The organism is Bradyrhizobium sp. A5 (assembly GCF_042076515.1).
In the GTDB taxonomy this organism is placed as follows: Bacteria; Pseudomonadota; Alphaproteobacteria; order Rhizobiales; family Xanthobacteraceae; genus Bradyrhizobium; species Bradyrhizobium cosmicum.
The window spans coordinates 3,462,208-3,488,215 of record NZ_CP148990.1 but is presented as its reverse complement, the minus strand read 5'-3'; the positions used below and the strand labels follow the sequence as shown (position 1 = coordinate 3,488,215).

The following is a 26,008-nucleotide window of genomic DNA, read 5'->3' as shown; positions in this document are numbered from 1 at the left end:
GGGGTCGTCCTCGCTTCTGTTCTGGTTACTTCTTGCTGGCGGCGTAGCGCGCCTTGGTCTCGGCATTCATGGGATAGAGGCCCGGCAGCACGGCGCCGTTGTTCACCTCGTTGACGATCCAGGCTTCCATCCGCTCCTGCTCGACGCCCTCGTTGAGGACGTGGTCGAGCATCGCCTGCGGGATCAGCACGCAGCCGTCCTGGTCGGCGACCACGATGTCGTTCGGGAATACGGCGACGCCGCCGCAGCCGATCGGCTCGCCCCAGCCGACGAAGGTGAGGCCCGCCACGGAAGGCGGCGCGGCATAGCCATCGCACCACACCGGAAGGTTGGTGCCGAGCACGCCCTCGACGTCACGCACCACGCCGTCGGTGACGAGCGCCGTCACGCCGCGCTTCATCATGCGGGCGCAGAGGATGTCGCCGAAGATGCCGGCGTCGGTGATGCCCATGGCGTCGACCACGGCAATGCATCCCTCCGGCATCGCCTCGATCGCGGTACGGGTCGAGATCGGCGACGACCAGGATTCCGGGGTCGCCAGGTCCTCGCGCGCCGGCACGAAGCGCAGCGTGAAGGCCGGCCCCACCAGTCGCGGCAGGCCCGGGCGCAGCGGGCGCGCGCCGCGCATCCAGACGTTGCGCAGGCCCTTTTTCAGCAGGACCGTGGTGATGGTGGCAGTGGTGATGCCGGCGAGGGTCTTGCGGGCTTCGGGGGACAGCGACATGGACGAAAACGAGCTCCGGATGGGCGGGAAAGAACGCCGCGCATCTTGCGAGCCGGGGGCTTGCCGTCAAGGGCCAAGACGGCACTGGAAACGCAGGGGTGCAGCGCAGTTATGCGACGCGATAACAAGGCTTTATCGCGGACCCCTGCATTAATTTATTGGACTTGCGGGCGCATTTACGCGAAGCAGGACAGCGCGGAACTCAAGGATGAGCCCGCGTTTCTCCAGCAGCCCGATTTCGACAACTCATGGCCGCGACGCTTCCCCCGCCCCGCCTTCTGCCCAGTGGCGACAGTGCCGTCACGGTCGAGTTCAGCCGCACCATCGACGACGCCGCCAACGAGCGCGTGCTCGCGCTCGACAAGGCGCTGGCGGCAAACCCCATCGACGGCATCACCGAGACCGTGCCGACCTATCGCTCGCTGCTGGTGCATTACGATCCCGGCACCATCGGCTTCGACGCGCTCGGCGACAAGATTCTCCCGATCGCCAGCCAGCCGTTGCCGCCAGCCATGAAGGCACGGCGCTGGCGCATTCCCGTCGCCTATGGCGGCGAGCACGGCATTGATCTGGAGGATGTCGCCAAGGCGCTGAACACCACGCCCGAGGACATCATCGCCCGCCATTCCGGAGGCGACTATCGGGTTGCGATGATCGGATTCACCCCGGGCTGGTCCTATCTCAGCGGCCTCGACAAATCCCTGCAGATGTCGCGGCGGCAGTCGCCGCGGCTGCTGACCCCCGCCGGCACGATCTCGATCGGCGGCATCCAGGCCGGGATCCAGTGCCTGGCCGCGCCAAGCGGCTGGCACCTGCTCGGCCGCACGCCTGTCAAAACCTACCAGCTCCACCGGAATCCGACCTTCCTCACTGAACCCGGTGATCGCGTGACATTTTTCGCCATCGACCACAAGACCTTCGAGGAACTCCACCGCGCCGCCGAAGCCGGCGAGATCGTCGCCGAGCAGGTGACGGCATGAGCCGGCTCGTCGTCGCCTCCATCGGGCCTGCAAGCTCCGTCCAGGACGGCGGCCGCCATGGCGCGCAGCGCTACGGCCTCACGGTCAGCGGCGCGATGGACCGGCTGTCGCTGGCGGCCGCGAACACGCTTCTCGGCAACGAGCCGTTCGCAGCCGCTGTCGAGATCGGCCCGTTCGGCGCCACCTTCACCGCCCGTGACGGCGCTGTGCGCGTTGCGATCGCGGGCGCGCCGCGCAATGCCGACGTCGCCGGGAAACCGGTGGCAATGGATACATCGGTGACGCTGAAAGACGGGGAGACACTGACACTGGGCTTCGCCCGCGGCGGTGCGTTCAGCTATCTCGCGATCGAAGGCGCCATCAAGGGCGAGCTGGTGTTCGGCAGCCTTGCGGTGAATGCACGCGCGGGCCTTGGCAGCCCCTACCCGCGCCCGCTCCAGGCCGGCGACGAATTCAATGTCGATACCGCGAGCGGCGCGCCCGAGTTGCGCATCGAACTGCCGAAGCCGGTGAGCGGCCCGATCCGCGTCCTGCTGGGACCGCAGGACGACGAGTTCGACGACGTCAACAAGGCGCTGTTCCTGGACAGCGAGTGGAAGATCTCGGCGACCTCCGACCGCATGGGCTACCGGCTCGAGGGGCCCGCGATCAAGCATCTGCACGGCCACAACATCGTCTCCGACGGCACCGTCATCGGCAGCATCCAGGTGCCTGGCGATGGCGCGCCGATCGCATTGATGATGGATCGCGGCACCACCGGCGGCTACCCGAAGATCGCGACCGTGATCACGGCCGACGTCGGCCGGCTCGCGCAGACCTCGGTGGGGACGGCGTTCCGCTTCCGAGAGGTCACGATGGCCGAGGCCCAGGACGAGGCGCGCAAGTTTGCGCAACTGATCCGGAACCTGCCCGATCGCCTGCGCCCGTCCGACACCATCGAACTCAATATCGAGGCGCTCAGCGATGCCAACGTTGCGGGCTATGCGGTGAGCGCCGTGGATGCCGGGACCTGGCAGGTCGTGGCGGAGCCGTAAAAGACAGGACGACCCAAGGTGGAGAGCACCCCATGAAGACGATCGATCTCAACTGCGACCTCGGCGAAGGTTTTGGCGCGTGGGAGATGGGCAACGACGCTGCGATGATCGACCTTGCAAGCTCCATTAACGTCGCCTGCGGCTTCCATGCGGGCGACCCCGACATCATGCGCCGGACGGTGGAGCTGGCAAAAGCGCGCGGCGTCTCGGTCGGCGCGCATCCCGGCTACCGCGACCTGCACGGCTTTGGCCGGCATCCGATCATGGGCATGAAGGCCTCCGAGATCGAGAACCTCGTCGCCTATCAGATCGGTGCGTTGCAGGCGATCGCGACCGCGGCCGGCCACAAGGTGACGCATGTGAAGGCGCATGGCGCGCTGTCCAACGTCGCCTGCGAGGACGACATGACGGCCAAGGCGATCGCCGCCGGCATCAAGGCCGTCGATCCCGGCCTGATCTTCGTCGTGCTCGCAAATTCGAAGCTGGTGAAGGCCGGCGAAGACGCCAACCTGTCGATGGTGCACGAGGTATTCGCCGACCGCGCCTATGAAGACGACGGCAACCTCGTCTCGCGCAAGAAGCCCGGCGCGGTGCTGCACGATGCCAAGGCGATCGCCGACCGCGTGGTGCGCATGGTGCAGGACGGCGCGGTGGTCTCGGTGACGGGCAAGGTCATCAGGATGCGGACGGATACCGTGTGCATCCATGGCGACACGGACGGCGCTGTCGAGATCGCGCGCACGCTGCGTCAGGCGTTGAAGGATGCGGGGATCGAAGTGGCGCCGTTCAAGCGCGGAGCGTGATCAGAACGGGTGCACCGACAGCGTGCCGAACACGATGGCCGCGATGACCGCAAACGCGCTGTAGAGCGCGGCATGATGAACGCTCGCCGCGGTCCGGCGCGAGAGCGAGCGCGCGTGGAAGTGCAGCCTGGCTTCCGCCGATAGTTCGCGCATGGTCGATCTCCAACGCCCCATTTGCGGGAGTATGAGGGATCAACCCGGGCTGTGGGCAAGACGGCGGCGGAAATAGCGATGCCGGTTCTCTGAAGGAGCCGCAACGCAGGCGTAAATTCTCTTCGCCCGCGAATTCCGAGAATCTTATTCGTTAGAATCCGAACCGATTGGAACCAACTCGGAGTCATCCAACTCAAAAAGCCGAAAACAACCCCATGCACAGTAGAAACGGGTTTCCGGCGTAACGCCCGGCGCTTGCGCCGCCGGAGCAATTCACGCTGATCTCATCGCGCCTTAGTAGACGTCAGCCTGGAAGCGCCCGGTCTTCTTGAGCTCGGCGACGAAACTGACGGCCTCGTCGGTCGAGCGAGCGCCGAATTGGGCGACGATATCGACCAGCGCACGCTCGACATCCTTGGCCATGCGCTTGGCATCGCCGCAGATGTAGAGATGCGCGCCCTCGGCGAGCCATGTCCACAGCTCACGGCCGACCTCGCGCATGCGGTCCTGCACGTAGAACTTCTTCTCGCCGTCGCGCGACCAGGCCAGCGACAGCCGCGTCAATTGGCCCGACGTCTTCATCGCATTGAGCTCTTCCTGGTAGAAGAAATCGCAATCGCTGCGCTGATGGCCGAAGAACAGCCAGTTCTTGCCGGGTGCGCCGGTCGCCTTGCGGTCGAGCAGGAAGGCGCGGAACGGCGCGATGCCGGTGCCGGGGCCGATCATGATCACGGGCGTCTTCGGATCCTCGGGCAGGCCAAAGCCGTGCGCCTTCTGCACATAGACCTTGAGCTTCTCGCCCTCATTGATGCGCTCGCCGAGGAAGGTCGAGGCGACGCCGATACGCTTGCGCTTGCCGATGACGTAGCGAACGGAATCGACCGTCAGGGACAGCTTGCCGGGCGTTGCATTGTGCGAAGACGAGATCGAATAGAGCCGCGGCTGGAGCGGCTCCAGCGCCTCGACGAAGGCCTCTGGATGCGGCCGCGTGCCGGAGAACTTCTGCAGCGCCGCCATGACGTCGAGGGTCGCCGCATCGCCATCGGGATCCTCGCCCTGCGCCAGCGCCCGCGCCTTTTCGCGCTGCGCACCGCCGGTGATGAAGGAGATCAGCTCGAACAGCGAGTCCGGTGCCGGCGACAGCGAGACGTCTTCGATCAGCACCTCGCGCAGCGTCTTGCCGTTGACCTTGGTCGTATGCGAGGCACCGAGAAGCGCAATGATCTGATCGACCAGGCCGATGTCGTTGCGCGCGAACACGCCAAAGCTGTCACCGACGACGTAGTCGAGCTTGCTCTCGGAGAGATCGAACTCGACGTGATAGGTTTCCTTCTCCGAGGCGCCCTTGTTGAGCAGGCGCCGTGACAGGAAGGTTGCCGCGACCGGATTGTCGCGGGAGCGGCCGGGCTCGGCGATCGTCACGGTCACGGCGGGTGCTGCCACCGCATCCGTCTTGTCGGGCGCTTTGGCTGCGGGTGCCTTGTCGAGCTCCTCGTACAGCGACTTCAGCATCCGCGCGGTTTCCTTGCCGCCGGGAACGCAGAGATTGAGCCGCGCTTCGCTGCGGCCCGCGATCGCCTCCGAATAGTCGTTGCAATTGTAGCCGCACTGGCCGCAATCCTGCTGCGCCATTGCCGCCATCATCTTGCGACGCACGGGGCGGCCTTCGGCGAGCTTCATCCGATCGGCGATCGGCATGGTCTGGTCGTGCCATGGCGCTTCGCCGTCGTCGCCGTCACCGGCTCGCATGACCGCGGCGCCCTGCTCGGCCGACAGGGGCGTCGCCACATCAGGCGACAGCAGCCCGGCAAAGAAGCCGTTCAGCCACGAACGCTGCGCGTCGGAGAACGGCGCGCTGGCGGGAATGATGTCGAGTTTCGGCGGAGGCGTGATCTGGTTCATGCGGACACCTGTGCATCGGCAAGCTTGCGCAGCGTTTCGCCGTCATGGCGGCGCGCAAAGGAGAGGAAGGACTCATCGGGCGAGGCGCGGTGGGCGATATAGGCCTTGAGCAGTCCCTCGACCGTCTTCGGCGCGTCCTCGGCCTTGAGGTCGTGATAGACCTCCTGCCCGACATCGGCATCGGGACCGAACCCGCCGCCGGTGAAGAGGTGATAGCCTTCCACCGTGTCCTCGTCGTTCACAGGCACGCGCGCGCCGATCAGGCCAATGTCGCTGATGTAGTGCTGCGCGCAGGAATGATGACAGCCGGTGACGTGGATGTTCACCGGCTTGTCCATGGCAACGCGCGGCTCGCACCAGTCACCGATCTCGGCAGCATTGCGCTTGGTATTGGAGGCCGCGAAGCGGCAGCCGGCATTGCCGGTGCAGGCGATCAGGCCGGCGCGGATATGCGAGGCCTCGACGGCAAGCCCGATCTGCTTGATCGCGGCGATGGCGAGCTCGACATTCTGGTCGGGCACGCCCGATATCAGCAGGTTCTGCCACACGGTCAGGCGGATCTCGCCGTCGCCGAGATCCTGCGCGACCTTGGCAAGGCCCCGCATCTGATCGCAGGTCATCTTGCCCAGCGGCAGCGACACGCCGATCCAGTTGAGGCCGTCCTGCTTCTGCTTGTGCACGCCGATATGCGCCATGCGGTCCGGCGCGGGCCGCGGGGCAAACGCCTCTTCCGGCACGCGCGTGAACGGGGTCTTCAGTTGGTCCTCGACCAGCTTGAGGAATCCGTCATGGCCCATCGCGTCGAGCACATATTTCAGCCGCGCCTTGTTGCGGTTGGTGCGATCGCCATGGTCGATGAACACGCGCACGATGGCATCCGCGACGGCGGTCGCCTGCTCCGGCTTGACGATGATGCCGGAGTACCTTGCGAAGTCCTTGTGGCCGGTGATGCCGCCCAGGCCAAGGCGGAACCAGATTCCGGGCTCGACGCCGAACCCGTCCTTCACCTCATACGCCGTGAAGGCGATGTCGTTGGTCTCTTCCAGCACCGCGATCTTGCCGGCGCCGTCGAAGGCGACGTTGAACTTGCGCGGCAGGCCGTAGAGCGAACGGTCGTTGAGGATGTGGTAGTGCCACTCGCGCGCGAACGGCCGCGTATCGATCAGCTCCTGCGGATCGATGCCGGCGGTCGGCGTGCCCGTGACATTGCGGATATTGTCGGCGCCGGCGCCGCGCGAGCACAGGCCGAGGTCCTGGATGCCCTCGATCAGCAGAACAGCATTCTTCGGCGGGATCTCGCGCAACTGAAGATTGGATCGCGTCGTGGCGTGGCTGTAGGGACCGCAGAGCTCGTCGGCGAGATCTGCAAGGCCCGACAGCTGCCAGTGCTTCATGATGCCGTTCGGAATGCGCAGCCGGCACATGTAGGAATCCTGCGTCGGCGCGACGTAGAAGATGCCGTAATAGCGCCAGCGGAAATTGTCCGCAGGGCTCGGCGGCGAATTGTCCGCCGCCTGCTGGCGCAGCCGCGGATAGGCATCGAAGGGATGCTCGTCGCGCTTGAATTTCTCCTGGTCGGCGAGCTTCCTGCCCGACGCGATGACCTTGTCCTGCGCCTTGATGTGCACGGCATCGGGACCAACAGGCTCGGCATTCGCCTTGCCGGCACCGCCGCCCAGACCGCGACCGACCCGGCTGATCTGCAGACCGGTCGTGAACCCTTCGAGATAGCGTTTCTGCTCGTCGGTAAAGTCGACTGAGAGCGTATCGATCTTCATGGTCGGTAACGAAGCTCCTGCGGCCACCTGAGTGGTATCGACGGAAAATTGCACGACCCGCGAGGAGCTCGGCTGGCTCGAGAGCCGGCTTTGCGCCTAACGGTCCGGTCAGCTTCGTTGCTGCGGGACTTGGCTCAGCAGGCATCTGTGACAGGCTGGCCGCACTGCAACATACAAGTTGCGTGCCAGCTTCGTTGATTTGAAAATTGATGTATTTTCAGATGATTACGGATACTTCCGTAAAGCCCTGGGCGGGAACTCCCACGAAATACGGGCAGTGCGCTCAAAATTTAGCCGCTGGACCCTCGCGCCCAAAAACAATGCAGGCCGAATCAGGGCCTCCAGCGCCCGACTGCGAAGGCCTCAAGATGCCCCCGAATGTTGTCGGGATCGAAGGCGGGGCCGGCGAAGGCGCCGAACGCCGCGGGAGCTTCGGTGGGCGGCCGCTGACCGAGGGCTGCGTCGTACAGATCCGGCCTGAACACGGCCATGGCGGTCCGGACGCCATCGGGCATCAGCGCGGTCTGCCCCCAGCGCACCATCTGGGCATAGAGCCAGGCGGCCTGGACCGGATCGGGGCGCCCTGCCCCTTCACGCCCGACCAGCAGGTAGCGAGCGCTTTCGCGGAAGGTCCCGTCGGGCGAGATCTTCAGGCGGCCCGTGAGCGTGCGCTGGATGACCTCGCCATCGACCCCGATCCGCTCGGGCTGCGCCAGAATCTGCGCCGCTTCGGTCAGGTTCGCGGGATCCTCGATGAACTCGGCCCCCTTCACCGCCGCGCGCACTAGGCCGGCGACCACATCCGGATTCTTGTCGGCCCAGACCTGGCGAACCGCCAGCACCTTCTCGGCGGCGCGCACCAGGATGTCGGAGACGAAATGCAGGATGTGCCCGATGCCGAGATCGACCGCGACCGAATTCCAGGGCGCGCCGACGCAGAACGCATCGACATGGCCGCTCTTGAGGCTGTCCACCATGTAGGGCGGCGGCAGCACCACCAGGCGCACGTCCTCGTCGGGATCGACGCCGGCCGCGGCCATCCAGAACCGCAATTGGTAATTGTGAGTCGAGAACGGGAAGGTCATGCCGAAGGTCAGCGGCTCGGCCCCCGCCTTGCGCCGTTTGGCGACCACCTTCGCCAGCGCTTTCGCCGTGACGAGCGGATCGAATCGGTCGCCGTCGATCTCCTCCATCAGCGCCGCATGAAGCGCCGGCGAGACCGTGATCGCATTGCCATTGATACCGAGATTGAAGGGCGCGGCAATCGGCACCTTGACGTGGCCGAGCCCGAGCGAGGATGCGATCGCCACGGGCGCCAGCAGATGCGCGGCGTCGAACAGGCCGATATTGAGCTTGTCGCGCACGTTGGACCAGGACACCTCGCGCACCAGCGTGACGTCGAGCCCCTCGGCGGCGGCGAAGCCCTTGTCGACGGCGACGATCAGGGCGGCGGCATCGACCAGCGGGATGAACCCGATGCGGAGGGAGGCGGTCATTTCAGCATCTCCGACGCGGTGATGATCGACTGGGCGATCTCACCGATTTTCTTCTTCTCGCGCATCGCGGTGGAGCGCAGCAGCACGTAAGCCTCGTCCTCGTTGAGGCCTTTCACCTTCATCAGGATGCCCTTGGCCTTCTCGATGATCTTGCGATCCTCGAGTTGCGACTTGGTGCGCTCCAGCTCCTCCTGGAGTTTTGCAAAGGCATTGAACCGGGACACGCAGAGGTCGAGGATCGGCTTGATGCGCTCCTTCTTCAATCCGTCGACGATGTAGGCGGACACCCCCGCCTCCACCGAGGCCTGGATCGAGGCGGAATCGCTCTGGTCGACGAACATCGCGATCGGCCGCCGCACGGCGCGGCTGACCTGGAACATCGCTTCCAGCACGTCGCGGCTGGGGTTCTCCAGATCGATCAGGATGATGTCGGGATCGACCGCATAAATACGGGCCAGCAGGCTCTGCATTTCGCTGATATGGACGAGCTGGGTGAACCCGGCCTCCCGCAGCCCCTCCTGGAGGATTGCGGCCCGGATCGGGCTCTCGTCGACAATCACGATTTTAGGCGACTGTTCGGCGCTCATTGCTCACTCACCACCGGCGAGTCATCCATAGCATGCCGGAGCGCGATGCAAAGGGTTGTAATTATGGGCAATTGGGACTAGCTCAGGCCTGTCAATCAGGCAGATTTGGATATGGATCAGACGGCTGCGCCCAAGGTCAGCTTCGTGTCGCTCGGGTGTCCCAAGGCATTGGTGGATTCCGAGCGCATCATCACGCGCCTGCGCGCCGAGGGTTACGAGCTCGCCCGCAAGCATGACGGGGCCGACATCGTCATCGTCAACACCTGCGGCTTCCTCGACAGCGCCAAGCAAGAATCGCTTTCGGCGATCGGCGAGGCCATGGCCGAGAACGGCAAGGTGATCGTGACCGGCTGCATGGGCGCCGAACCGGAAGCGATCGAGCAGGCCTATCCCGGCGTGCTCTCCATCACCGGTCCGCAGCAATATGAGAGCGTGCTGGACGCCGTGCACCGCGCGCTGCCGCCCGCCCACAATCCGCATCTCGATCTGGTGCCGCCGCAGGACATCAAGCTGACGCCGCGCCACTACGCTTACTTGAAGATTTCCGAAGGCTGCAACAACCGCTGCAGCTTCTGCATCATCCCGAAGCTGCGCGGCGACCTGGTCTCGCGGCAGGCCAACGACGTGCTGCGCGAGGCGGAACGCCTGGTCGGCGCCGGTGTGAAAGAGCTGCTGGTGATCTCGCAGGACACCTCGGCCTACGGCGTCGATCTCAAATACGCCGAGAGCCCCTGGAAGGATCGCCAGGTCCGCGCCAGATTCCTCGACCTTGCGCGCGAGCTCGGCGAGCTCGGCGCCTGGGTCCGGCTGCAATATGTCTACCCCTACCCCCATGTCGACGAGGTCATCGCGCTGATGAACGAGGGCAAGGTCCTGCCCTATCTCGACATCCCGTTCCAGCATGCGAGCCCCGAAGTGCTGAAGGCGATGAAGCGCCCGGCCGCGCAGGACAAGACGCTGGCGCGCATCAAGCGCTGGCGCGAAGAGTGCCCCGATCTCGCCTTGCGCTCGACCTTCATCGTCGGCTTCCCCGGCGAGACCGATGCCGATTTCGAATATCTGCTCAACTGGCTCGATGAGGCCGAGATCGATCGTCTCGGCTGCTTCAAATACGAGCCGGTCGCCGGCGCCACGGCGAACGCGATCGAGAATCCGGTGCCCGAAGAGATCAAGCAGGCGCGCTACGACGCGCTGATGGCTCGCCAGCAGAAGATCTCGGCGCGCAGGCTGAAGCGCAAGGTCGGCACCCGCCAGCAGATCATCATCGACGAGGTCGGCCCGACGGTGGCCAAGGGCCGCTCAAAGGCGGATGCGCCGGAGATCGACGGCGCGGTGTATCTGACCAGCCGCCGCCCCTTGCGCGTCGGCGAGATCGTCACCGCCAAGATCGAGCGCGCCGACCAGTACGATCTGCACGGCAGTGTCGCGGGATTCTGAGAGCCTTGGTGCACGCTGGCGCGTCCACAACGTCATGGCCGGGCTTGTCCCGGCCATCCACGCCTTGACGCGCGGCACGAAGAACGTTGATGCCCGGGACAAGCCCGGCCATGACGACCTCTTGAGAATGTTCGTATGCGATAGCGCAGCCGCTAACGTCGCTGGAACTACCGCTCCGTCACGCCTGCTTTCCGTCATGCGCGGAAAACACCTCCTTGGCTGCGAACAGCCCGTTCAGCGCCGCCGGGAAGCCCGCATAGACGGCCATCTGCATGATGATCTCCACGATCTCGTCGCGAGACAGCCCGACGTTCAGACCCGCCTCGATATGCACTTTGAGCTGAGGCGCGGCATTTCCGAGCGCCGTCAGCGCGGCGATCGTCGCGATCTCTCGATCGCGCAGGCCGAGGCCCGGGCGGCAGTAAATGTCGCCGAACGGAAACTCGATCACGTATCGTGCGAAATCCGGCGCGATGTCGGCGAGTGAAGCGACGACCTTTTCGCCGGCACTGCCATCAATGCGTGACAGGGCCCGCTGGCCGCGATCGAAGCGGCTTTCGGCTTGTGTGTGGGCGCGCGTCATTTTCCTTCGTCCTCTGTTCGTCGCCGGCATAGCCGGCGATCTTGGTATCAAGGACGAGCAGGCATTCCTGGAGTTCGGCAATCTGCGTGCGAACCTGCTCCCGGTGGACTTCCAGCATCTGCCGCCGGGTTGGCCCGGTGGCTCCGCCTTCGTCACGAAGCGCCGCATAACGCAACATGTCCCGGATCGGCATTCCCGTGGTCTTGAGCCGGCCAAGGAAAGCGATCCATGTGAGGATCGATGCGTCAAAGTCACGCTGGCCGGAGCGATCCCGGTCAGCGTATGGCAGCAGCCCGATGCGCTCATAATAGCGCAACGTGTGCGTCGACAGGCCGGTTCGTTTTGCGAGGTCGCCGATCTTCATGTGTGCCCGTTCTCGTACTGACGCACGTACAGATACCCCTTCGAGCGCACTCTAAGTCAAGGGGGATCGAAGGTGCGGTTCCCGCGAGGCGATTAGTCGCCGGCAAAAAAGATTCCCTCGATGTCTTCCGCTTCCCGGCCTCCGGCTAGACTAACCCACCCGATCAGTCCGCTCTTGTCCCGAACAAGGAAGTCGTAGCGCTCACTCTCGCGCTTGGCATCTGCGACGAGCACCTCAACGAACTCACCTTTCGGAATGGTGCCGACCGCATTCGTCGCAGCCTTATCGAAATAGAACGTCAGGTCATGCAGCGTCTTTGACTTGAGGCCGACGTAGTGAAACGGCTGGCTGACTTCCTTCAACCGATCGTCGTCAAGGCAGTACTTGCGTCGGTGGTCGAACATCGTATTGACGTGACCGGAAGCATAGACGCAACCGTCGCCCGGTATCTCGAATCGGACGCCTCCGATCTCGTCTCGATAAAGATCGGCCGCGCCTCCAACCAGGTTGAACACGCAATTGTAGTCGGCACTACCGCCGGAGCTGCAGACAACCAGAAAGTGCTTCTCCGACCGAAGGCGAAGCTTCGTCTCCAGAACGTAGGTGAGAATAACGCCGCCAGCATCCGCCTCATCGCTGTTTTTCTGTTCGCCCGGAGTGATCGCGTGGGGGCGCGTGAGCGCGGGATCGATGGCCAACATGACTGGAAGGTCGGCGACGGGAATTTCCACGAGCGCGGTTTGCGCGTCTGCGGCCGAAGCGGCAGTCATCAGCAGGATCGCGAGAATGAACCGGTGACAAAGGCCGCGCATCAGCAAACTACCCGGACGAGACGCTAACTCAATCAGCAACCTGATTGCACGGCTCCGTGACGGGATTCTGACGGCGTTCGTCACACCAGCCATTTCGGCACCCAGCGCTCCGGGCGCGGGGCGCGGGCGAGATCGGCCTGCGCTTCGGTCAGTTTGGCCGGCTCGCCATCGATGGTCGGGCGCACATCGTATGCGAAGTTCGGCATGATGCGGCCGTCGGCGTAGAGTCCGAAATTCATCGCATGCCACAACCCGAGCTCGGGCTGCGCGCGGCGCATCTCCTCGCGCAGATCGCGTAACAGGGATTCGATCGAGGCGGCTTCCTCGAACGGCTGCGGCCCGCGGGTCAGGACCCGCGCCCCGTACTGCTTGCCGACGATTGCGACCTCGAAGCGCGTCTTGTCCCAGGCGTTCTTGCCCTTCGGCAGATGCGCGGCGAGCCGCCAGCCGAGCTCGGCCATCAGGCGATGGTTGGCCCAATAATCTTCGCGATCCCGGCTCCATTTTTCCACGAAGCCGCGGAAGTCGGGAAGCTCCGCTACGCCGTCATCACACGCCGCCTTGTCGCCGACCGGCTGTCCGGCAAGCCATTGCGCGAGCTCTGCCGTCTGGCACTCGACCTCGTCATGCGGCTTGAGATCACTCCAGGCCTTGTCGAATTGCTGAGACGTCAGCTTCGCCAGCAAGCCGTCGAGGCTCGGCGCGAGCAGCTCGTAGTCGCCCTCGGAGCCCAGCCCCACGATCGGCGGATTGTCGCGATCGAGACCCGCGCCATACCAGCCGCCGACGGCCGAGCCGTCGGGCAGCCGCATGAACAGCGAGAACCTGTCGCGCAACGGACTGCCGTCGAAGATCGGAGCCTGATCGGAGAACTGGCCTTGCAGGGAGAAACAGCCGACGCTGCCCCAGGGGCGCCCGTTCAGCCAATCGGCAAAGTCGACCAGCAGGGATGGCGCCTCGATGCCCGGCGGAAACGCGCCGCGAATGCTGTCGAGGTCGATCGGATAAGGCGTATCGGACAAGGCTCTAAACTATCTGGTTGGTCCCGTCCCTCTTGGTGTGAGTCGGGTTAAGTTCGGTTCGAACCAATTCGCGTCCTGCGATCACAAACGCGCTAGAGGCGCGATTGTTTCCATCGAGAAACCTGACAGGATCGGACCGCGGTCGATACTCGGGATGTCTCGATGATCCTCTACCACAACACAACGGCGCGCGTGGCCGCCCTCGCTGCAATGTGACAGTATAGTGCATTCACGCAGGGGTCACGGACTCGTCCTAACTCTCGCTCGCTTTTCAACGCGAGCGAGGAACGAGGATGAGCCACCTCTCGGACATGCTGCGCACGCAGCGCTTCGACGATTACCGCTTTTACCACCAGAGCACCGTCAACCAGACCCTGCACCTGTTCAGTGCCGTGATCTTCCTAGGCTGCTATGCGCTGCTGTTCAAGGACCCGGCGCTTGCCGGCATCGTCGGGTGGCTCGCGATGCTGACGCGGCAGACCGGGCATTTCTTCTTCGAGCCGAACGGCTACGACGCCGTCAACGACGTCAGCAACGATTACAAGGAAGCGGTCAAGGTCGGCTACAACCAGACCCGCAAGATCATCCTGCTGCTGGTCTGGGGCAGCGCGCCGATCGCGCTGTACGCCTATCCCACGCTGTTCGGGCTGTTCGATCTTCCCACCGACCGCTTCGACTTCGTCCGCCATGTCGGCGCGCTCTGGCTTGCGATCGGCATCGGCGGCGGGCTTGCGCGCATGCTCCAGCTGTTCGTCACGCGCGACGTCATCACCGGGCTGGTGTGGGCGTTCAAGGTGCTGACCGATCCCTTCCACAACATCGCGCTGTACTGGAAATCGCCGCTCAAGCTGCTGCGCGGCGAGCTCATCGACAGCGCGATTGCCGATGCGGACTGGGGCGACGAAGATGCCGGGGAAGCCGCGCATCTGACCTGACCGATGCACGCCTGGCGGGTGTTTCGCAAAACGCCCGCTTGACAAGCCCTGCCATTGGCATGTATTGCCGCGCCCCATGATCAACGCTCGGACCCATCAGCGCACCGCAATGCTCCGTCGTCGCTTCCGCGACGATGAGAGGGTGCGCCATGTCCGACGACGCCGCTGAAGCACTGAATTCAGCGCAGTTTTCGAAAAGGCCGCACCCGCAAGGTGCGGCCTTTCTGCTTTTCGCACCCCGATTCCACCCGCCCCCAGAGGAGTTCGACATGACCACCGCCACGCATCCGTATGACGCGCTGATGGACATCACCGCACGGCCCAAGGCCGTGTTCGTCCGTGGCGCCGGCTCCTACCTCTGGGACGACAGCCGCAAGCGCTATCTCGATTTCGTGCAGGGCTGGGCCGTGAACTGCCTCGGCCATTCGCCGCCGGCGATCGCCGATGCGCTCACCGCACAGGCCAAGCGGCTGCTGAATCCGAGCCCTGCCTTCTACAACGCGCCGAGCCTCAACCTCGCCAAGGCGCTGGTCGACCACAGTGCCTTCGACCAGGTGTTCTTCACCAATTCCGGCGCGGAAGCCAACGAGGGCGCGATCAAGCTCGCGCGCAAATATGGCAGCCTGCACAAAGGCGGCGCGTTCGAGATCATCAGCTTCGAGGGCGGCTTCCATGGCCGCACGCTGGCGACGATGTCGGCCTCGGGCAAGAAGGCGTTCGAGCCGTTGTTCGAGCCGAAGGTCGCCGGCTTCAAGAAGGCGAAGCTGAACGACATCGCCTCGGTCAAAGGCCTGATCAACGACAACACCGTCGCGGTGATGCTCGAGCCAATCCAGGGTGAATCAGGCGTGTGGCCGGCGACCGATCAGTTCCTGCAGCAGCTGCGCACGCTGACCGAGGCGCACGGCCTGTTGCTGATCTTCGACGAGATCCAGACCGGAATGGGCCGGACCGGCAAGTTGTTCCACTACGAGCACACCGGAATCGCGCCCGATATCATGACGCTCGGCAAGGGCATTGGCGGTGGTGTCCCGCTCGCGGCCCTGCTCGCGACCGAGCGCGCCTCCTGCTTCGAGCACGGCGACCAGGGCGGCACGTTCAACGGCAACCCGATCATGTGCGCCGCGGGGCTTGCGGTGATGGAAGCGGTCGGCCAGCCCGACTTCCTGAAGGCAGTCGCCGAGACGGGCCTGCTGCTCGAAAGCGAGTTGCAGAAGGTCTCGGCCCGGCACGGCCTCGGCGGCGTGCGCGGCCGCGGCCTGCTGCTCGCGCTCGACCTCAAGCTGCCGATCGCGCCCGGGATCGTCGCGCAGGCGTTCGAGGCCGGTGTGCTCCTCAATGCCCCCCAGGTCGACACGCTGCGCTTCATGCCGGCGCTGAACGTCACGCGGGCCGAGATCGCCGAGATGGTCGATTGTCTGGACGGGATATTGACGAAAGCGGGAGCGGCCCGGCGCGTGGCTTAGTGGCGTAGGGTGGGCAAACCGAAGCGTGCCCACCATTCAAGTGAGATGGTGGGCACGGCGCTCCGCGCCTTTGCCCACCCCACGAAACCGATGGTGACGGAAGAGCTACGGCTTCAGAATCGACGCGCCCGTCGTCTTGCGGCTTTCGAGATCGATATGCGCCTTCGCGGCGTCCTTCAGCGCGTAGGCGTGGTTGATCGGCACGTGCAGCTTGCCGTTGATGACGGCGGAGAACAGCGTGTCGGCGCCTTCCAGCAGTTCCTTGCGCGTGCCGACGTAATCGTTGAGCTTCGGCCGCGTCGCGAACAGCGAGCCGTGATTGTTGAGCTCGGCGATCGAGAACGGCGGCACCGGCCCTGAGGCATTGCCGAACGAGACGAACATGCCGCGCGGCTTCAGGCACGACAGCGAGCCCGGAAAGGTCGCCTTGCCGACGCCGTCATAGACGACGTCGCAGCCCTCGTTGCGGCTGATCTGTTTTACGCGCGCGACAAAATCTTCTTCATTGTACAGGATGACGTGGTCGCAGCCATTGGCCTCCGCAAGCTCGGCCTTCTCGCGCGAGCCGACCGTGCCGATGACGTGCGCGCCGAGCGCCCTTGCCCACTGGCACGCAAGCAGCCCGATGCCGCCGGCCGCGGCATGGATCAACACGCGGTGATGCGGCTCGACCTTGAAGGTCTTGTGCAGGAGATACCAGACCGTCAGCCCCTTCAGCATCAACACGGCGCCCTGCTCGTGGGTGATGTGATCGGGCAGCTTGACCAGCTTCTCCCAGGGGATGTTGCGCTCGCCGGTATAGGCGCCGAGATTGTGGTAGTAGGCGACGCGGTCGCCGGGATGGAAGTTGGTCACGCCCGGTCCCACCGCCATGACCTCGCCCGAGGCCTCGTTGCCGACGATGAAGGGCAGCCCCGGCGCCTTGTAGAGACCGGTGCGATAATAGACGTCGATGAAGTTCAGGCCGACCGCATGCTGGCGGATGCGCACTTCGCCGGGTCCAGGCGCCGGCACGTCGACGCTCTCATAGACCAGGGCTTCGGGGCCCCCAACCTTGTGTACACGGACGGCTTTGGTCATTACCTGACCTCCTCTCGGTCTTCTCGCGGACGAGCGAAAGACATCGCGCCCGCCTTGTCAACTCGACGCCTGCAGGAACGGATCTGACGCGACTATTTGCCGGCTTTCCGGCGGTTGCGCTTCGCCAGCACATTGAAGAACTCGACCGCCGCCGAGAACGCGATCGCGAAATAGACGTAGCCGCGCGGGATGTGGAATTGGAATCCGTCCGCAACCAGCGCGACGCCGATTAGCACCAGGAATGCCAGCGCGAGCATCTTGGTGGTGGGATGCTCCGCGACGAATCGCGACACCGGCCCCGACGAAATGTACATGATCAGGCAGGCGATCACGACGGCCGCGATCATGATCTCGATGTCCTGCGCCATGCCGATCGCGGTGATGATCGAGTCCAGCGAGAACACGATGTCGATGACGATGATCTGGACGATCACCCAGAAGAAGGCGCGGCCAGCGGATTCACGGCCGCCCTCGCCGTCATCGGATTCGACCTCGGCATGGATCTCGTGCGTCGCCTTCGCGATCAGGAACAGGCCGCCGCCGATCAGGATGAGGTCGCGCCAGGAGAAGTCGTAACCGGCAAACGAGACCACCGGCGCGGTCAGCCCGATCAGCCAGACCAGCACGCTGAGCAGGATGATGCGGAACACCAGCGCCAGCGCGAGCCCGATCCGGCGGGCGCGGTGCGCCTGCTTTTCGGGAATGCGCGAGACGATCACCGACAGGAAGATGACGTTGTCGATGCCGAGCACGATCTCGAGCGCGGTCAAGGTGAGCAGCGCGGCCCAGGCTTCCGGGCTGGTTAGCAGATGCATCATGCGATGGATCTTGCCAGACGGATCATGGCGTCGCTGAAGCTGATCCACAGCGCGATGGCGCAGAGCGCGACCGTCACGCCGGTGCCGACGCGAAAATCCATCTCCAGCGTGTAGAGCCCGAGCACCGCCCAGACCGCGATCAGCGACATCGTCAGCCAGCGCAGCCGCACGACGCGGACCGGATGCAACACATGGAACGGCACGAAGGTCAGCACCACCAGCGTCGCCACCAGCAGCGTCGACCACAACGGCGGCCAGTGCAGCAGGAACAGGTAGAACGCCGCCGCGTTCCACAGCGCCGGAAAGCCGCGAAAATGATTGTCGTCCGCCTTCATGCGCAGATCGGCGAAATATAGTGCGCTGGTGACGATGATGGCGATGCCGAGCAGCGGCGCCGCCACCGGCAGCAGCAGGCCGCTCGCCACGATCGCATAGGCCGGCACGAACACATAGGTGACGAAGTCGACCACGAGATCGAGCACGTCGCCCGACCAGTTCGGCTGCACGTCCTTGACCTTCAGCAGCCGCGCGATCGGACCGTCGACGGCGTCGATGATCAGGGCGACGCCCAGCAACTGAAACATGCTCGCCCAATGCTCGCGCACGGCCTCCAGCATCGCCAGCAGCGCGATCGCCGCACCGAAGGCGGTGAAGATGTGCACCGAAAAGGCCGCGGCGCGGATCGCCGGTCTCGGTTTCAGGGAATCCTGCTGAATATCCATGGCTTCTGCTATCAGAATGGTACCGGTTTGCACATAAGCCATTGCGGCGCTCCGTCGCACAATTGGCCCCAAAATCACGGAAAAACAGCCGGGCTTGAATTTGCCGTGGAGCATGTCAAATGTCGTTCTCATGACAGAGGCATCGACACTCTTCGACGCGGCCGTGATCGGCGGTGGACCGGCGGGACTCGCGGCGGCGATCGCATTGGCGCAGGCGGGCGCGCGGACCGCGCTGGTGGCACGGCGCGTGCCGTATTCCGACAACCGCACCACCGCGCTGCTGGGCGCCTCCGTCGATCTGCTGGAGAGCCTCGACGTCTGGCCGCGCTGCAAGGACAAGTCGGCCGCGCTCGAAACCATGCGCCTCGTCGACGACACCGGCCGGCTGTTCCGCAGCCCCGAGGTCCGGTTCTCCTGTCACGAGATCGCGCTCGACGCCTTCGGCTACAACATCGACAACCGCTCGCTGATGCTGGCGCTGGAAGAACGTGCCGCCGAATTGCCCGGGCTCGTGCGTTTCGACGACGAGGCCGAAAGCATCGTCATCGGCGCCGACGATGTCACCATCCGCACCGCCTCCGCACAATTTCTCTCGGCCCGGCTCGTGGTCGGCGCGGACGGCCGGCATTCGCTATGCCGGGAAGCCGCCGGCATCGAGGTGACACGGCGCGACCTGACGCAGACCGCGCTGACCTTCAACGTCGGCCACGCGCGCCCGCACCGCAATGTCTCGACCGAGTTCCATACGCCGCATGGACCCTGCGTGTTCGTGCCCCTGCCCGGCGACCGCTCCAGCGTGGTCTGGGTCTCGGCGCCCGCGGAGGCCGAGCGGCTTCGTGGCTTGAGCGACGCGGAACTGTCCGCCGCGATCGAGAAGCAGTCGCATTCCATTCTGGGACGCATGACGGTCGAGCCCGGCCGTCACCTGTTTCCGCTCGCGATCGAACGCCCCAAATCCTTCGGCCGCGACCGTATCGCACTGGTCGGTGAGGCCGCCCATGTGGTTCCGCCGATCGGCGCCCAGGGCCTCAATCTCGGCCTGCGCGATGCCGCCGATATCGCCAGGCTCGCGGGCGAAGCCATCGCTGCGGCACAGGACCCCGGTGCGGACGAGGTGCTCAAGCGCTACGACCGCGCGCGGCGCCCGGATATCCTGAGCCGCACGTTCGCGATCGACATCGCCAACCGCTCCCTGCTCAACGACTTCCTGCCGCTGCAGCCGGTCCGCGCGGTCGGCATGCACCTGCTCGGCGCCATCGGCCCGCTCCGGCGCTTTGCGATGCGTGAGGGGCTGACGCCGACCTGGCGGCGCTAGCTGGATAGCGCTCATCACGGAAACGCCAGCCGGCCGGTCTGCAGCAACCACATCACGCTGGTCAGCGTGACCACCGACGCAAACGTCCCGAGCAGCACGGCAACGGATGCGGATTCGATCCAGGCGTCGTTCTGCCGGGCAATCACGAACACGTTCAGCGCCGGCGGCAATGAGGCCATCAGCACCGCGGTCGCGGCCCAGGGCTGCGCGAACGGACCGAACGCCAGCATCAGCCCGAACGCGGCGAGCGGGTGAAACAGCAGCTTGATTGCAATCACGCCCGGCACCTCCCATGGCACCCGGTCGAACGGGCGCAGCGCCACCGTCACGCCAAGCACGAACAGCGCGGTCGGCGCCGCCGCGTTCTGGAGGAAGGTGATGGTGCGATCGAGCGCCACGGGCATCTCGATATGCAGCGATGCGAAGGCCGCGCCAAAGCAGGCCGACATGATCAGCGGGTTGAGCACGATCTGTTTCAGCACGACGCCAAAGGCATGAATGATCGAGGGATGATCGCGGTCGGAGAGCTCGATCAGCAGCGGCACGATCGTGAACAGGAAGATGCTGTCGCAGCAGAATATCAGCGCGGTCGGCGCCGACGCCTTGGTTCCCAGCACCGCGAGCGCGAGCCCCGGCCCCATATAGCCGATATTGCCATAGCCGCCGGAGAGCCCGGCGAGCGTCGCCTCACGCAGCGTCAGGCGGCCGAAAACCTTCCCCACGACCAGCGCCAGGGTGAACGCGGCGACCGTCGACAGCGTGGTCGCGACGAGGAACGGCGGGTTGTTCAATTCCGAGAACGGCGTCTTCGACATGATCGCAAACAGCAGCGCCGGCAGCGACACGTAGAGCAGGAAGAAGTTCATCCAGGCGAGGCCTGATTCCGGCAGGGATTTGACCTTGCCGCAAGCGAAACCGACAAAGATCAAGCCGAAATAAGGTAGAGCTAGATTGAGGATATCGGCCATTGATGAAGTGTTTTCTGAAGACCTTGCGGCTATCTGCCCGGCAACCGCGGGTTAATTCCAGACAAGGGCACTAGCATCGGCCACAATCCTGGTCTATCGACGGGAAATGATTAAAGCGCGGACCGCGAAATTCCAGATCGGACAGGTCGTTCGCCACCGGATCTTCTCGTTCCGGGGGGTGATCTTCGACATCGATCCGGAATTCAACAACACCGAGGAATGGTGGCTGTCGATCCCCGAGGAGGTGCGGCCCCACAAGGACCAGCCGTTCTACCACCTGCTCGCGGAGAACGCGGAATCGGAATACGTCGCCTACGTCTCCGAGCAGAACCTGCTGCCGGACGATTCCGGCGAGCCGGTCCGGCATTCCCAGGTCGCCGAGATCTTCATCAAGGACAAGGCCGGCGGCTATCGCCAGCGCAATCCGTCGCTGAATTGATGTTTGGACCGGCGCCGATGTTCACCTCTCCCCGGCGGGGAGAGGTGAACAGACCGGTCAGAAAAAAAGGCGCTCGATCCGAGCGCCTTTTTCCTGTCTGGGCAAAACGTCCCGATTACTTCTGACCGGCCGGAGCTGCGCCCGGCGCACCGCCGCCCTGCTCAAGCTTCTTGCGCTGCTCGTCCGCCTTCTTCTGAAGCTCTTCCTGGAGCTTCTTCTGGGTTTCCTCGAACACCTTCGGATCGGTCGGCGGACCGTCATAGGCCTTCTGGAATTCGCCGGCGAGCGGCAGCGGCAGGGTCAGGGGCGCGCCGTTGGCATTGATCGCCTGGACAACGAGATTCTGGCCCTTCTTCATGCTGTTGATGAACTCGGGCGTGGCCTCGTAGTCCGACATGCAGCCATTCTGGAAGCAGATCACATAGGGGCTCTGCAGCGGCGCGTTATTGTCCACGATGATGCGTGTGCCGTGCACGAGCTGCATGCCGAGTGGCAGCGTCACGCGCAGGATCTTCTTGGGTTCGCCTTCCGGCTCGATGATGACCGCCGCGATGACCGGCTGGCCCGACTCGATGCGGCCGTCCTTGCCGGTGAAGCAGACCTGCTTGGCGTTGGCATCCTGGCCCTTGAGACAGAACTTGGTCCAGGGGGCGTAGATCAGCTGGATCTGCTGATCAGCCGGCTGGGCCGCGCCCTGCTGCGCCGGAGCGCCCGCAGCGGGAGGCTGAGCGGGCGCCTGGGCTGCCGGCGCGGGAGCCTTCGGAGCTGCCTTGGGAGCGGCTTTCGGGGCCGGAGCCGCCTTGGGCGCACCGGGGGCCGGCGCCGGGGTCTGGGCCTCGGCGGCAAACGGAACGGCCAACGCCGTCGCCGTCAACAAGGCGAGAAGTCGCCCGCGCGGCCGGACGGACGCGGCCAAGTAACGGAAATTCATTGCGGAAAACCCTTTCTGAACGGGAAGTGCCCGAACCGCTCCGAAGCGCCGAACCTGGCCGCCTTGGGCGCGGCTCTCTCCCCGTCAATTGAGGCGGATAAGTGACGGGCTCGACGCTCTTGCGCGATTGCCCGCCTTCTTAGCGTGGCCGACGGAAAGATCAATGCCGACAACCATTTTTGACTGCATCCGGGCCTGCTCCCGGTGAAATTCCCTGTGATAGGATTCAGGCCCTGCCGGTCTTCGAATCAACGTGTGCCGATGTTCATGTTCCAGCGCCTTTTCGAGGGCTCCGGCGTCCGTCTCTGCGCGTTCGCGCTGGCGGTCGCGTTGTCGGCAAGCACAGCGCGGGCCGAGCAAGCCCATGCGATCGCCATGCATGGCAAGCCGGCGATGCCGGCCGACTTCACCCAGATGCCCTACACCAATCCGGACGCCCCCAAGGGCGGCCGGCTGACCTGGGGCATTCTCGGCACCTTCGACAGCCTCAATCCCCTCATCGTCAAGGGATTGGCGGTGCAGCAGACGCGAAACTACGTGGTCGAGAGCCTGCTCGCACGCGGCCAGGACGAGGCGTTCACGCTCTACGGCCTGCTCGCCAGAACCGTCGAGACCGACGACGAGCGGAGCTATGTCACCTTCCGCCTCGATCCCCGCGCCCGCTTCTCCGACGGCAAGCCCGTGCGCGCCGAGGACGTGCTGTTCTCCTGGCAGCTGCTGCGCGATCACGGCCGCCCCAACCACCGGCAATATTACGCCAAGGTCGCCAAGGCCGAGGCCCCCGATGCGCTCACGGTGCGCTTCGACCTCACCGGGGCCAACGACCGCGAGCTGCCGCTGATCCTCGGCTTGATGCCGATCCTGCCGAAGCATGCCGTCGATGTCGCGACCTTCGAGGAGACGACGCTGGCGGCCCCCATCGGCTCGGGCCCCTATCGCGTCACGGCGGTGAAGCCCGGCGCCAGTGTGACCCTGACCCGCAATCCCGATTATTGGGGGCGCGATTTGCCGATCAATCGCGGGCTCTACAATTTCGACGAGATCAGGCTCGATTATTTTCGCGAGGCCAACGGCCAGTTCGAAGCCTTCAAGCGCGGCCTCTATGATTTCCGCATCGAGCACGAGCCGCTGCGCTGGCACGACGGCTACGATTTTCCGGCCGCGAAAAGCGGCGAGGTGATCCGCGACACCATGAGGCCGGGCGTCCCGCAACCGTCCGAATTCCTGGTGTTCAACACGCGCCGTCCGATCTTCGCCGACATCCGCGTGCGCCAGGCGCTGACGCTGCTGTTCGATTTCGAGCTGGTCAACCGCAGCTACTTCTTCGGACTTTATGCGCGCGTCGCCGGTTATTTTGCCGGCTCGGACCTCTCGGCCTATGGCAAGCCTGCGGATGCGCGCGAGCGCGAGCTGCTGAAACCCTTTGCTGCGCAGATCCCACCCGACATCCTGGACGGCAGCTACCGCCTGCCCGTCACTGACGGCTCCGGCCGCGACCGCACGACGCTGCGGGCGGCTCTGAAGCTGTTGTCGGAAGCCGGCTATGATCTCGACGGCACCGTGCTGCGCAACCGCGCGACCAAGGTCCCCTTCAGCTTCGAGATGCTGGTCACGACCCGCGACCAGGAACGCATCGCGCTCGCGTTCCAGCGCGACCTCAGGCGCGCCGGCATCGAGCCGAGCGTGCGGACGGTCGACCCCGTGCAATTCGACCAGCGCCGGCTCAGTTATGAATTCGACATGATCCAGAACCGCTGGGATCAGTCGCTGTCGCCCGGCAACGAGCAGTATTTCTATTGGGGCAGCGCGGCCGCGGACAATCCGGGCACCCGCAACTACATGGGCGCCAGGGATCCGGCGGTCGATGCCATGATCGGCGCACTGCTCGAGGCCCGTGATCATACGGACTTCGTCTCCGCGGTCCGGGCGCTCGACCGCGCCTTGATCTCCGGTTTCTACACAATCCCGCTGTTTAACGTATCCGAGCAATGGATCGCGCGCTGGAATCGGATAGAACGACCAAAGGCCACCGCGCTGTCCGGCTACCTGCCGGAGACTTGGTGGTCGCAGCAGCAAGCGAAGTGACGCCGTGAACCAGCCAGCGCCAGCCGTATCGCCGACACTCGACACGCTGTTTCAGCGCACTCTGATGCGGCAGCCACACGCGCCCGCTTTGCTCGACCCCCTCAACAAGGCCCGCGTGACCGGCCATCAGCCGCGGCGGATGACCTATGCCGAGGCCGACACCGCCATCGAGGCGCTGTCGGCGCATTTCGTCGAATCGGGGCTGCCGGCCAATTCCGTCATCGCGATCCAGTTGCCGAATACAGTCGAGTTCGTGCTGACCGTGCTGGCCGCCCATCGCGCCGGGCTCGTCGTCGCCGTGCTGCCCCTGCTTTGGCGCCATGCCGAACTGACCGCGGCGCTCAACCGCACCGCAGCGCGCGCCATCGTCACCATGAGCAAGGTCGATGGCGTCAGCTATGCCGACCTCGCGATGCATGCCGCGGCCGAAGCCTTCTCGATTCGATATGTCTGCGGCTTCGGCACCGACCTGCCCGAAGGCATGGCCTCGCTTGACGACGTGCTGGCGCGCCCGCCGGGCACCGCGCGCGCCGTGATCCAGGATGGCCGCAAGGCGGCGATGATCTCGTTCGACGTCACCGCGGAGGGTTTTCGCCCGGTGCCGCGGCCGCATTTCAGCCTGATCGCCGGTGGCCTGGCGATGTCGCTCGAAGCCGACATCAGGCAGGGCGCGACGGTGATGGCGGCGTTCACGCCGATGTCGTTCGCAGGCCTCGCCTCCTCGCTGGCGGTGTGGCTGCTGTGCGGCGGCGCGCTGGCGCTGCATCATCCGTTCGAGAACGACGTGCTGGAGCAGCAGATCAACACGCAAGAATGCGAGGTGCTGATCGCGCCGGCGCAGCTCGCGCTGCGGCTCGGCGATTCCAGCCTCGCGGCGCGGCTGCCGAGCTTGCGCAACGTCATCGGCCTGTGGCGTGCGCCCGAGCAGGTGGCCACGAGCGAGGCCTGGACCTCGCCGCACGCGCCGCTGACCGACGTCTATCTGTTCGGCGAGGCAGGCCTTTTCGGCGCCCGCCGCGGCGAGGACGGCATGCCGGTGCCCGTCATGCCCGGCCCGCACGGCGCCCCGCGCGAGCAGTCGGGCTCCTCCATCGCAGGTGAGATCCTTGTGACGCCGAAGGGCACCCTCGGTCTGCGCGGGCCGATGGCACCGATCGCGGCCTATGCCCCGCCGCAACCGGCCGGCGACGCCCTGATCGCGCAGCCGCCGCGCGACTATGTCGACACCGGCTACGCCGCGCGGATCGACCGTGCCAGCGGCGCGATCTGCATCACCGCGCCGCCCTCCGGCATCATGGCCGTCGGCGGCTACCGCTTCCTCTCCAATGACCTCCAGGAATGGGCGCGGCGGCTCGGCCAGGGCGCCCTGCTCACCGCGCTGCCGGACCGGCTCTCGGGTCACAGGCTGGCAGGCCGGGCCCAGGACAATGCCCGCGCCCGCGAAGCGCTCGGCGAACTCGGCCTTAACCCCCTGATGGTCGAGGCTTTTCGCGACCGCTCCGGGGCGATCTAGGCACAAATTCGCCTGAACCATTGACGCTGCATTAAGGCGGCCGGACTAGATTGCGCAGCAT

The 26,008-nt window shown here is 65.0% G+C and carries 25 protein-coding genes; 10 read left to right on the top strand and 15 right to left on the bottom strand.

Features of this window, described 5'->3' with window-relative positions:
* Window positions 1-25: 25 nt before the first annotated feature.
* Window positions 26-724 carry a ribonuclease activity regulator RraA gene (locus WHZ77_RS16695; RefSeq protein WP_011087336.1) on the bottom strand — a complete coding sequence of 233 codons (699 nt, stop codon included), beginning with the start codon at window positions 722-724 and terminating at the stop codon, window positions 26-28.
* A 248-nt stretch (window positions 725-972) separates the two neighbouring features.
* On the opposite strand from WHZ77_RS16695, the gene pxpB reads away from it, so the two are divergent.
* Genes pxpB through WHZ77_RS16680 form a run of 3 tightly spaced genes read left to right on the top strand, consistent with a single transcriptional unit; the run spans window position 973 to window position 3,541 of the window.
* Entirely contained in the window at window positions 973-1,704 is a 732-nt protein-coding gene (gene pxpB, locus WHZ77_RS16690) for a 5-oxoprolinase subunit PxpB (protein WP_375314603.1), read from the top strand.
* Window positions 1,701-2,738, top strand: a complete 1,038-nt coding sequence (locus tag WHZ77_RS16685) for a biotin-dependent carboxyltransferase family protein (RefSeq protein ID WP_375314602.1) — start codon at window positions 1,701-1,703, stop codon at window positions 2,736-2,738. Before pxpB ends, WHZ77_RS16685 begins: the two co-directional genes overlap by 4 nt.
* A gap of 32 nt (window positions 2,739-2,770) precedes the next feature.
* Window positions 2,771-3,541 carry a LamB/YcsF family protein gene (locus WHZ77_RS16680; protein ID WP_375314601.1) on the top strand — a complete coding sequence of 257 codons (771 nt, stop codon included), beginning with the start codon at window positions 2,771-2,773 and terminating at the stop codon, window positions 3,539-3,541.
* Here the strand turns inward: WHZ77_RS16680 and WHZ77_RS16675 are convergent, their stop codons facing one another.
* The 5 genes from WHZ77_RS16675 to WHZ77_RS16655 all read right to left on the bottom strand — a co-directional run bounded on the left by WHZ77_RS16675 (window position 3,542) and on the right by WHZ77_RS16655 (window position 9,457).
* The gene (locus tag WHZ77_RS16675; RefSeq protein WP_375314600.1) at window positions 3,542-3,694 is read right to left on the bottom strand and encodes a hypothetical protein; all 153 of its coding nucleotides are present in this window, start codon (window positions 3,692-3,694) and stop codon (window positions 3,542-3,544) included. It lies immediately after the preceding gene.
* A gap of 294 nt (window positions 3,695-3,988) precedes the next feature.
* On the bottom strand, window positions 3,989-5,596 hold the full coding sequence (locus tag WHZ77_RS16670) for a sulfite reductase subunit alpha (protein WP_375314599.1): 1,608 nt from the start codon (window positions 5,594-5,596) through the stop codon (window positions 3,989-3,991).
* A complete protein-coding gene (locus tag WHZ77_RS16665; RefSeq protein WP_375314598.1) occupies window positions 5,593-7,374 on the bottom strand; it encodes a NirA family protein in 1,782 nt (593 codons plus the stop codon). Before WHZ77_RS16665 ends, WHZ77_RS16670 begins: the two co-directional genes overlap by 4 nt.
* 332 nt (window positions 7,375-7,706) lie before the next feature.
* On the bottom strand, window positions 7,707-8,870 hold the full coding sequence (locus tag WHZ77_RS16660) for a CmpA/NrtA family ABC transporter substrate-binding protein (protein WP_375314597.1): 1,164 nt from the start codon (window positions 8,868-8,870) through the stop codon (window positions 7,707-7,709).
* Window positions 8,867-9,457, bottom strand: a complete 591-nt coding sequence (locus WHZ77_RS16655; protein ID WP_375314596.1) for an ANTAR domain-containing response regulator — start codon at window positions 9,455-9,457, stop codon at window positions 8,867-8,869. Before WHZ77_RS16655 ends, WHZ77_RS16660 begins: the two co-directional genes overlap by 4 nt.
* Before the next feature lie 111 nt (window positions 9,458-9,568).
* Between WHZ77_RS16655 and rimO the strand changes: the two genes are divergently transcribed.
* Window positions 9,569-10,894 carry a 30S ribosomal protein S12 methylthiotransferase RimO gene (rimO, locus tag WHZ77_RS16650; protein ID WP_375314595.1) on the top strand — a complete coding sequence of 442 codons (1,326 nt, stop codon included), beginning with the start codon at window positions 9,569-9,571 and terminating at the stop codon, window positions 10,892-10,894.
* Between the two features lie 178 nt (window positions 10,895-11,072).
* Here the strand turns inward: rimO and WHZ77_RS16645 are convergent, their stop codons facing one another.
* The 4 genes from WHZ77_RS16645 to WHZ77_RS16630 all read right to left on the bottom strand — a co-directional run bounded on the left by WHZ77_RS16645 (window position 11,073) and on the right by WHZ77_RS16630 (window position 13,675).
* Window positions 11,073-11,477: a carboxymuconolactone decarboxylase family protein gene (locus tag WHZ77_RS16645; RefSeq protein WP_375314594.1), complete on the bottom strand. Its 405-nt coding sequence runs from the start codon at window positions 11,475-11,477 to the stop codon at window positions 11,073-11,075.
* Window positions 11,410-11,841, bottom strand: coding sequence for a MerR family transcriptional regulator (locus WHZ77_RS16640; protein WP_375314593.1), 432 nt, complete (start codon window positions 11,839-11,841; stop codon window positions 11,410-11,412). Before WHZ77_RS16640 ends, WHZ77_RS16645 begins: the two co-directional genes overlap by 68 nt.
* A gap of 92 nt (window positions 11,842-11,933) precedes the next feature.
* On the bottom strand, window positions 11,934-12,746 hold the full coding sequence (locus tag WHZ77_RS16635) for an SH3 domain-containing protein (protein ID WP_375314592.1): 813 nt from the start codon (window positions 12,744-12,746) through the stop codon (window positions 11,934-11,936).
* A complete protein-coding gene (locus WHZ77_RS16630; RefSeq protein WP_375314591.1) occupies window positions 12,734-13,675 on the bottom strand; it encodes a hypothetical protein in 942 nt (313 codons plus the stop codon). The genes WHZ77_RS16635 and WHZ77_RS16630 overlap by 13 nt, the downstream gene beginning before the upstream one ends.
* Window positions 13,676-13,968: 293 nt before the next feature.
* Here WHZ77_RS16630 and WHZ77_RS16625 point away from each other — a divergent pair, with 293 nt between their 5' ends.
* Together WHZ77_RS16625 and WHZ77_RS16620 are read left to right on the top strand one after the other, a co-directional pair.
* Window positions 13,969-14,610: a hypothetical protein gene (locus WHZ77_RS16625; RefSeq protein WP_375314590.1), complete on the top strand. Its 642-nt coding sequence runs from the start codon at window positions 13,969-13,971 to the stop codon at window positions 14,608-14,610.
* A 269-nt stretch (window positions 14,611-14,879) separates the two neighbouring features.
* Entirely contained in the window at window positions 14,880-16,076 is a 1,197-nt protein-coding gene (locus tag WHZ77_RS16620; RefSeq protein WP_375314589.1) for an acetylornithine transaminase, read from the top strand.
* Between the two features lie 105 nt (window positions 16,077-16,181).
* Here the strand turns inward: WHZ77_RS16620 and WHZ77_RS16615 are convergent, their stop codons facing one another.
* From WHZ77_RS16615 to pcsA, 3 genes are all read right to left on the bottom strand, one after another.
* Entirely contained in the window at window positions 16,182-17,156 is a 975-nt protein-coding gene (locus WHZ77_RS16615; protein WP_375314588.1) for a quinone oxidoreductase, read from the bottom strand.
* 92 nt (window positions 17,157-17,248) lie between these two features.
* Complete coding sequence (locus WHZ77_RS16610; protein ID WP_375314587.1) at window positions 17,249-17,974, bottom strand: TerC family protein; 726 nt, start codon at window positions 17,972-17,974, stop codon at window positions 17,249-17,251.
* Complete coding sequence (gene pcsA / locus WHZ77_RS16605) at window positions 17,971-18,738, bottom strand: phosphatidylcholine synthase (protein WP_375314586.1); 768 nt, start codon at window positions 18,736-18,738, stop codon at window positions 17,971-17,973. Before pcsA ends, WHZ77_RS16610 begins: the two co-directional genes overlap by 4 nt.
* Before the next feature lie 88 nt (window positions 18,739-18,826).
* On the opposite strand from pcsA, the gene WHZ77_RS16600 reads away from it, so the two are divergent.
* Window positions 18,827-20,011, top strand: coding sequence for a UbiH/UbiF family hydroxylase (locus tag WHZ77_RS16600; RefSeq protein ID WP_375314585.1), 1,185 nt, complete (start codon window positions 18,827-18,829; stop codon window positions 20,009-20,011).
* 14 nt (window positions 20,012-20,025) lie between these two features.
* Here the strand turns inward: WHZ77_RS16600 and WHZ77_RS16595 are convergent, their stop codons facing one another.
* Entirely contained in the window at window positions 20,026-20,979 is a 954-nt protein-coding gene (locus tag WHZ77_RS16595; RefSeq protein WP_015686014.1) for an AEC family transporter, read from the bottom strand.
* A gap of 106 nt (window positions 20,980-21,085) precedes the next feature.
* Here WHZ77_RS16595 and hspQ point away from each other — a divergent pair, with 106 nt between their 5' ends.
* Window positions 21,086-21,418 carry a heat shock protein HspQ gene (hspQ, locus tag WHZ77_RS16590; protein WP_375314584.1) on the top strand — a complete coding sequence of 111 codons (333 nt, stop codon included), beginning with the start codon at window positions 21,086-21,088 and terminating at the stop codon, window positions 21,416-21,418.
* 115 nt (window positions 21,419-21,533) lie between these two features.
* Here the strand turns inward: hspQ and WHZ77_RS16585 are convergent, their stop codons facing one another.
* Window positions 21,534-22,349, bottom strand: coding sequence for an invasion associated locus B family protein (locus WHZ77_RS16585; RefSeq protein WP_375314583.1), 816 nt, complete (start codon window positions 22,347-22,349; stop codon window positions 21,534-21,536).
* 261 nt (window positions 22,350-22,610) lie between these two features.
* On the opposite strand from WHZ77_RS16585, the gene WHZ77_RS16580 reads away from it, so the two are divergent.
* Together WHZ77_RS16580 and WHZ77_RS16575 are read left to right on the top strand one after the other, a co-directional pair.
* A complete protein-coding gene (locus WHZ77_RS16580; RefSeq protein WP_375314742.1) occupies window positions 22,611-24,434 on the top strand; it encodes an extracellular solute-binding protein in 1,824 nt (607 codons plus the stop codon).
* 4 nt (window positions 24,435-24,438) lie between these two features.
* Window positions 24,439-25,947 (top strand): AMP-binding protein, encoded by a 1,509-nt coding sequence (locus WHZ77_RS16575; RefSeq protein WP_375314582.1) that lies wholly within the window; start codon window positions 24,439-24,441, stop codon window positions 25,945-25,947.
* The last annotated feature ends 61 nt before the right edge of the window (window positions 25,948-26,008 follow it).

What these genes read in the sequence shown, in the direction of transcription:
- WHZ77_RS16640 (WP_375314593.1), bottom strand. Translation starts at nt 11,841, where the DNA reads ATGAAGATCGGCGACCTCGCAAAACGAACCGGCCTGTCGACGCACACG.
- hspQ (WP_375314584.1), top strand. Translation starts at nt 21,086, where the DNA reads ATGATTAAAGCGCGGACCGCGAAATTCCAGATCGGACAGGTCGTTCGC.
- WHZ77_RS16620 (WP_375314589.1), top strand. Translation starts at nt 14,880, where the DNA reads ATGACCACCGCCACGCATCCGTATGACGCGCTGATGGACATCACCGCA.
- WHZ77_RS16675 (WP_375314600.1), bottom strand. Translation starts at nt 3,694, where the DNA reads ATGCGCGAACTATCGGCGGAAGCCAGGCTGCACTTCCACGCGCGCTCG.
- WHZ77_RS16615 (WP_375314588.1), bottom strand. Translation starts at nt 17,156, where the DNA reads ATGACCAAAGCCGTCCGTGTACACAAGGTTGGGGGCCCCGAAGCCCTG.
- WHZ77_RS16655 (WP_375314596.1), bottom strand. Translation starts at nt 9,457, where the DNA reads ATGAGCGCCGAACAGTCGCCTAAAATCGTGATTGTCGACGAGAGCCCG.
- WHZ77_RS16685 (WP_375314602.1), top strand. Translation starts at nt 1,701, where the DNA reads ATGAGCCGGCTCGTCGTCGCCTCCATCGGGCCTGCAAGCTCCGTCCAG.
- WHZ77_RS16660 (WP_375314597.1), bottom strand. Translation starts at nt 8,870, where the DNA reads ATGACCGCCTCCCTCCGCATCGGGTTCATCCCGCTGGTCGATGCCGCC.
- WHZ77_RS16665 (WP_375314598.1), bottom strand. Translation starts at nt 7,374, where the DNA reads ATGAAGATCGATACGCTCTCAGTCGACTTTACCGACGAGCAGAAACGC.
- WHZ77_RS16645 (WP_375314594.1), bottom strand. Translation starts at nt 11,477, where the DNA reads ATGACGCGCGCCCACACACAAGCCGAAAGCCGCTTCGATCGCGGCCAG.
- WHZ77_RS16610 (WP_375314587.1), bottom strand. Translation starts at nt 17,974, where the DNA reads ATGATGCATCTGCTAACCAGCCCGGAAGCCTGGGCCGCGCTGCTCACC.
- WHZ77_RS16635 (WP_375314592.1), bottom strand. Translation starts at nt 12,746, where the DNA reads ATGGCTGGTGTGACGAACGCCGTCAGAATCCCGTCACGGAGCCGTGCA.
- WHZ77_RS16595 (WP_015686014.1), bottom strand. Translation starts at nt 20,979, where the DNA reads ATGGCCGATATCCTCAATCTAGCTCTACCTTATTTCGGCTTGATCTTT.
- WHZ77_RS16695 (WP_011087336.1), bottom strand. Translation starts at nt 724, where the DNA reads ATGTCGCTGTCCCCCGAAGCCCGCAAGACCCTCGCCGGCATCACCACT.
- WHZ77_RS16670 (WP_375314599.1), bottom strand. Translation starts at nt 5,596, where the DNA reads ATGAACCAGATCACGCCTCCGCCGAAACTCGACATCATTCCCGCCAGC.
- WHZ77_RS16625 (WP_375314590.1), top strand. Translation starts at nt 13,969, where the DNA reads ATGAGCCACCTCTCGGACATGCTGCGCACGCAGCGCTTCGACGATTAC.
- WHZ77_RS16600 (WP_375314585.1), top strand. Translation starts at nt 18,827, where the DNA reads ATGACAGAGGCATCGACACTCTTCGACGCGGCCGTGATCGGCGGTGGA.
- WHZ77_RS16585 (WP_375314583.1), bottom strand. Translation starts at nt 22,349, where the DNA reads ATGAATTTCCGTTACTTGGCCGCGTCCGTCCGGCCGCGCGGGCGACTT.
- WHZ77_RS16580 (WP_375314742.1), top strand. Translation starts at nt 22,611, where the DNA reads ATGTTCATGTTCCAGCGCCTTTTCGAGGGCTCCGGCGTCCGTCTCTGC.
- rimO (WP_375314595.1), top strand. Translation starts at nt 9,569, where the DNA reads ATGGATCAGACGGCTGCGCCCAAGGTCAGCTTCGTGTCGCTCGGGTGT.
- pcsA (WP_375314586.1), bottom strand. Translation starts at nt 18,738, where the DNA reads ATGGCTTATGTGCAAACCGGTACCATTCTGATAGCAGAAGCCATGGAT.
- WHZ77_RS16680 (WP_375314601.1), top strand. Translation starts at nt 2,771, where the DNA reads ATGAAGACGATCGATCTCAACTGCGACCTCGGCGAAGGTTTTGGCGCG.
- pxpB (WP_375314603.1), top strand. Translation starts at nt 973, where the DNA reads ATGGCCGCGACGCTTCCCCCGCCCCGCCTTCTGCCCAGTGGCGACAGT.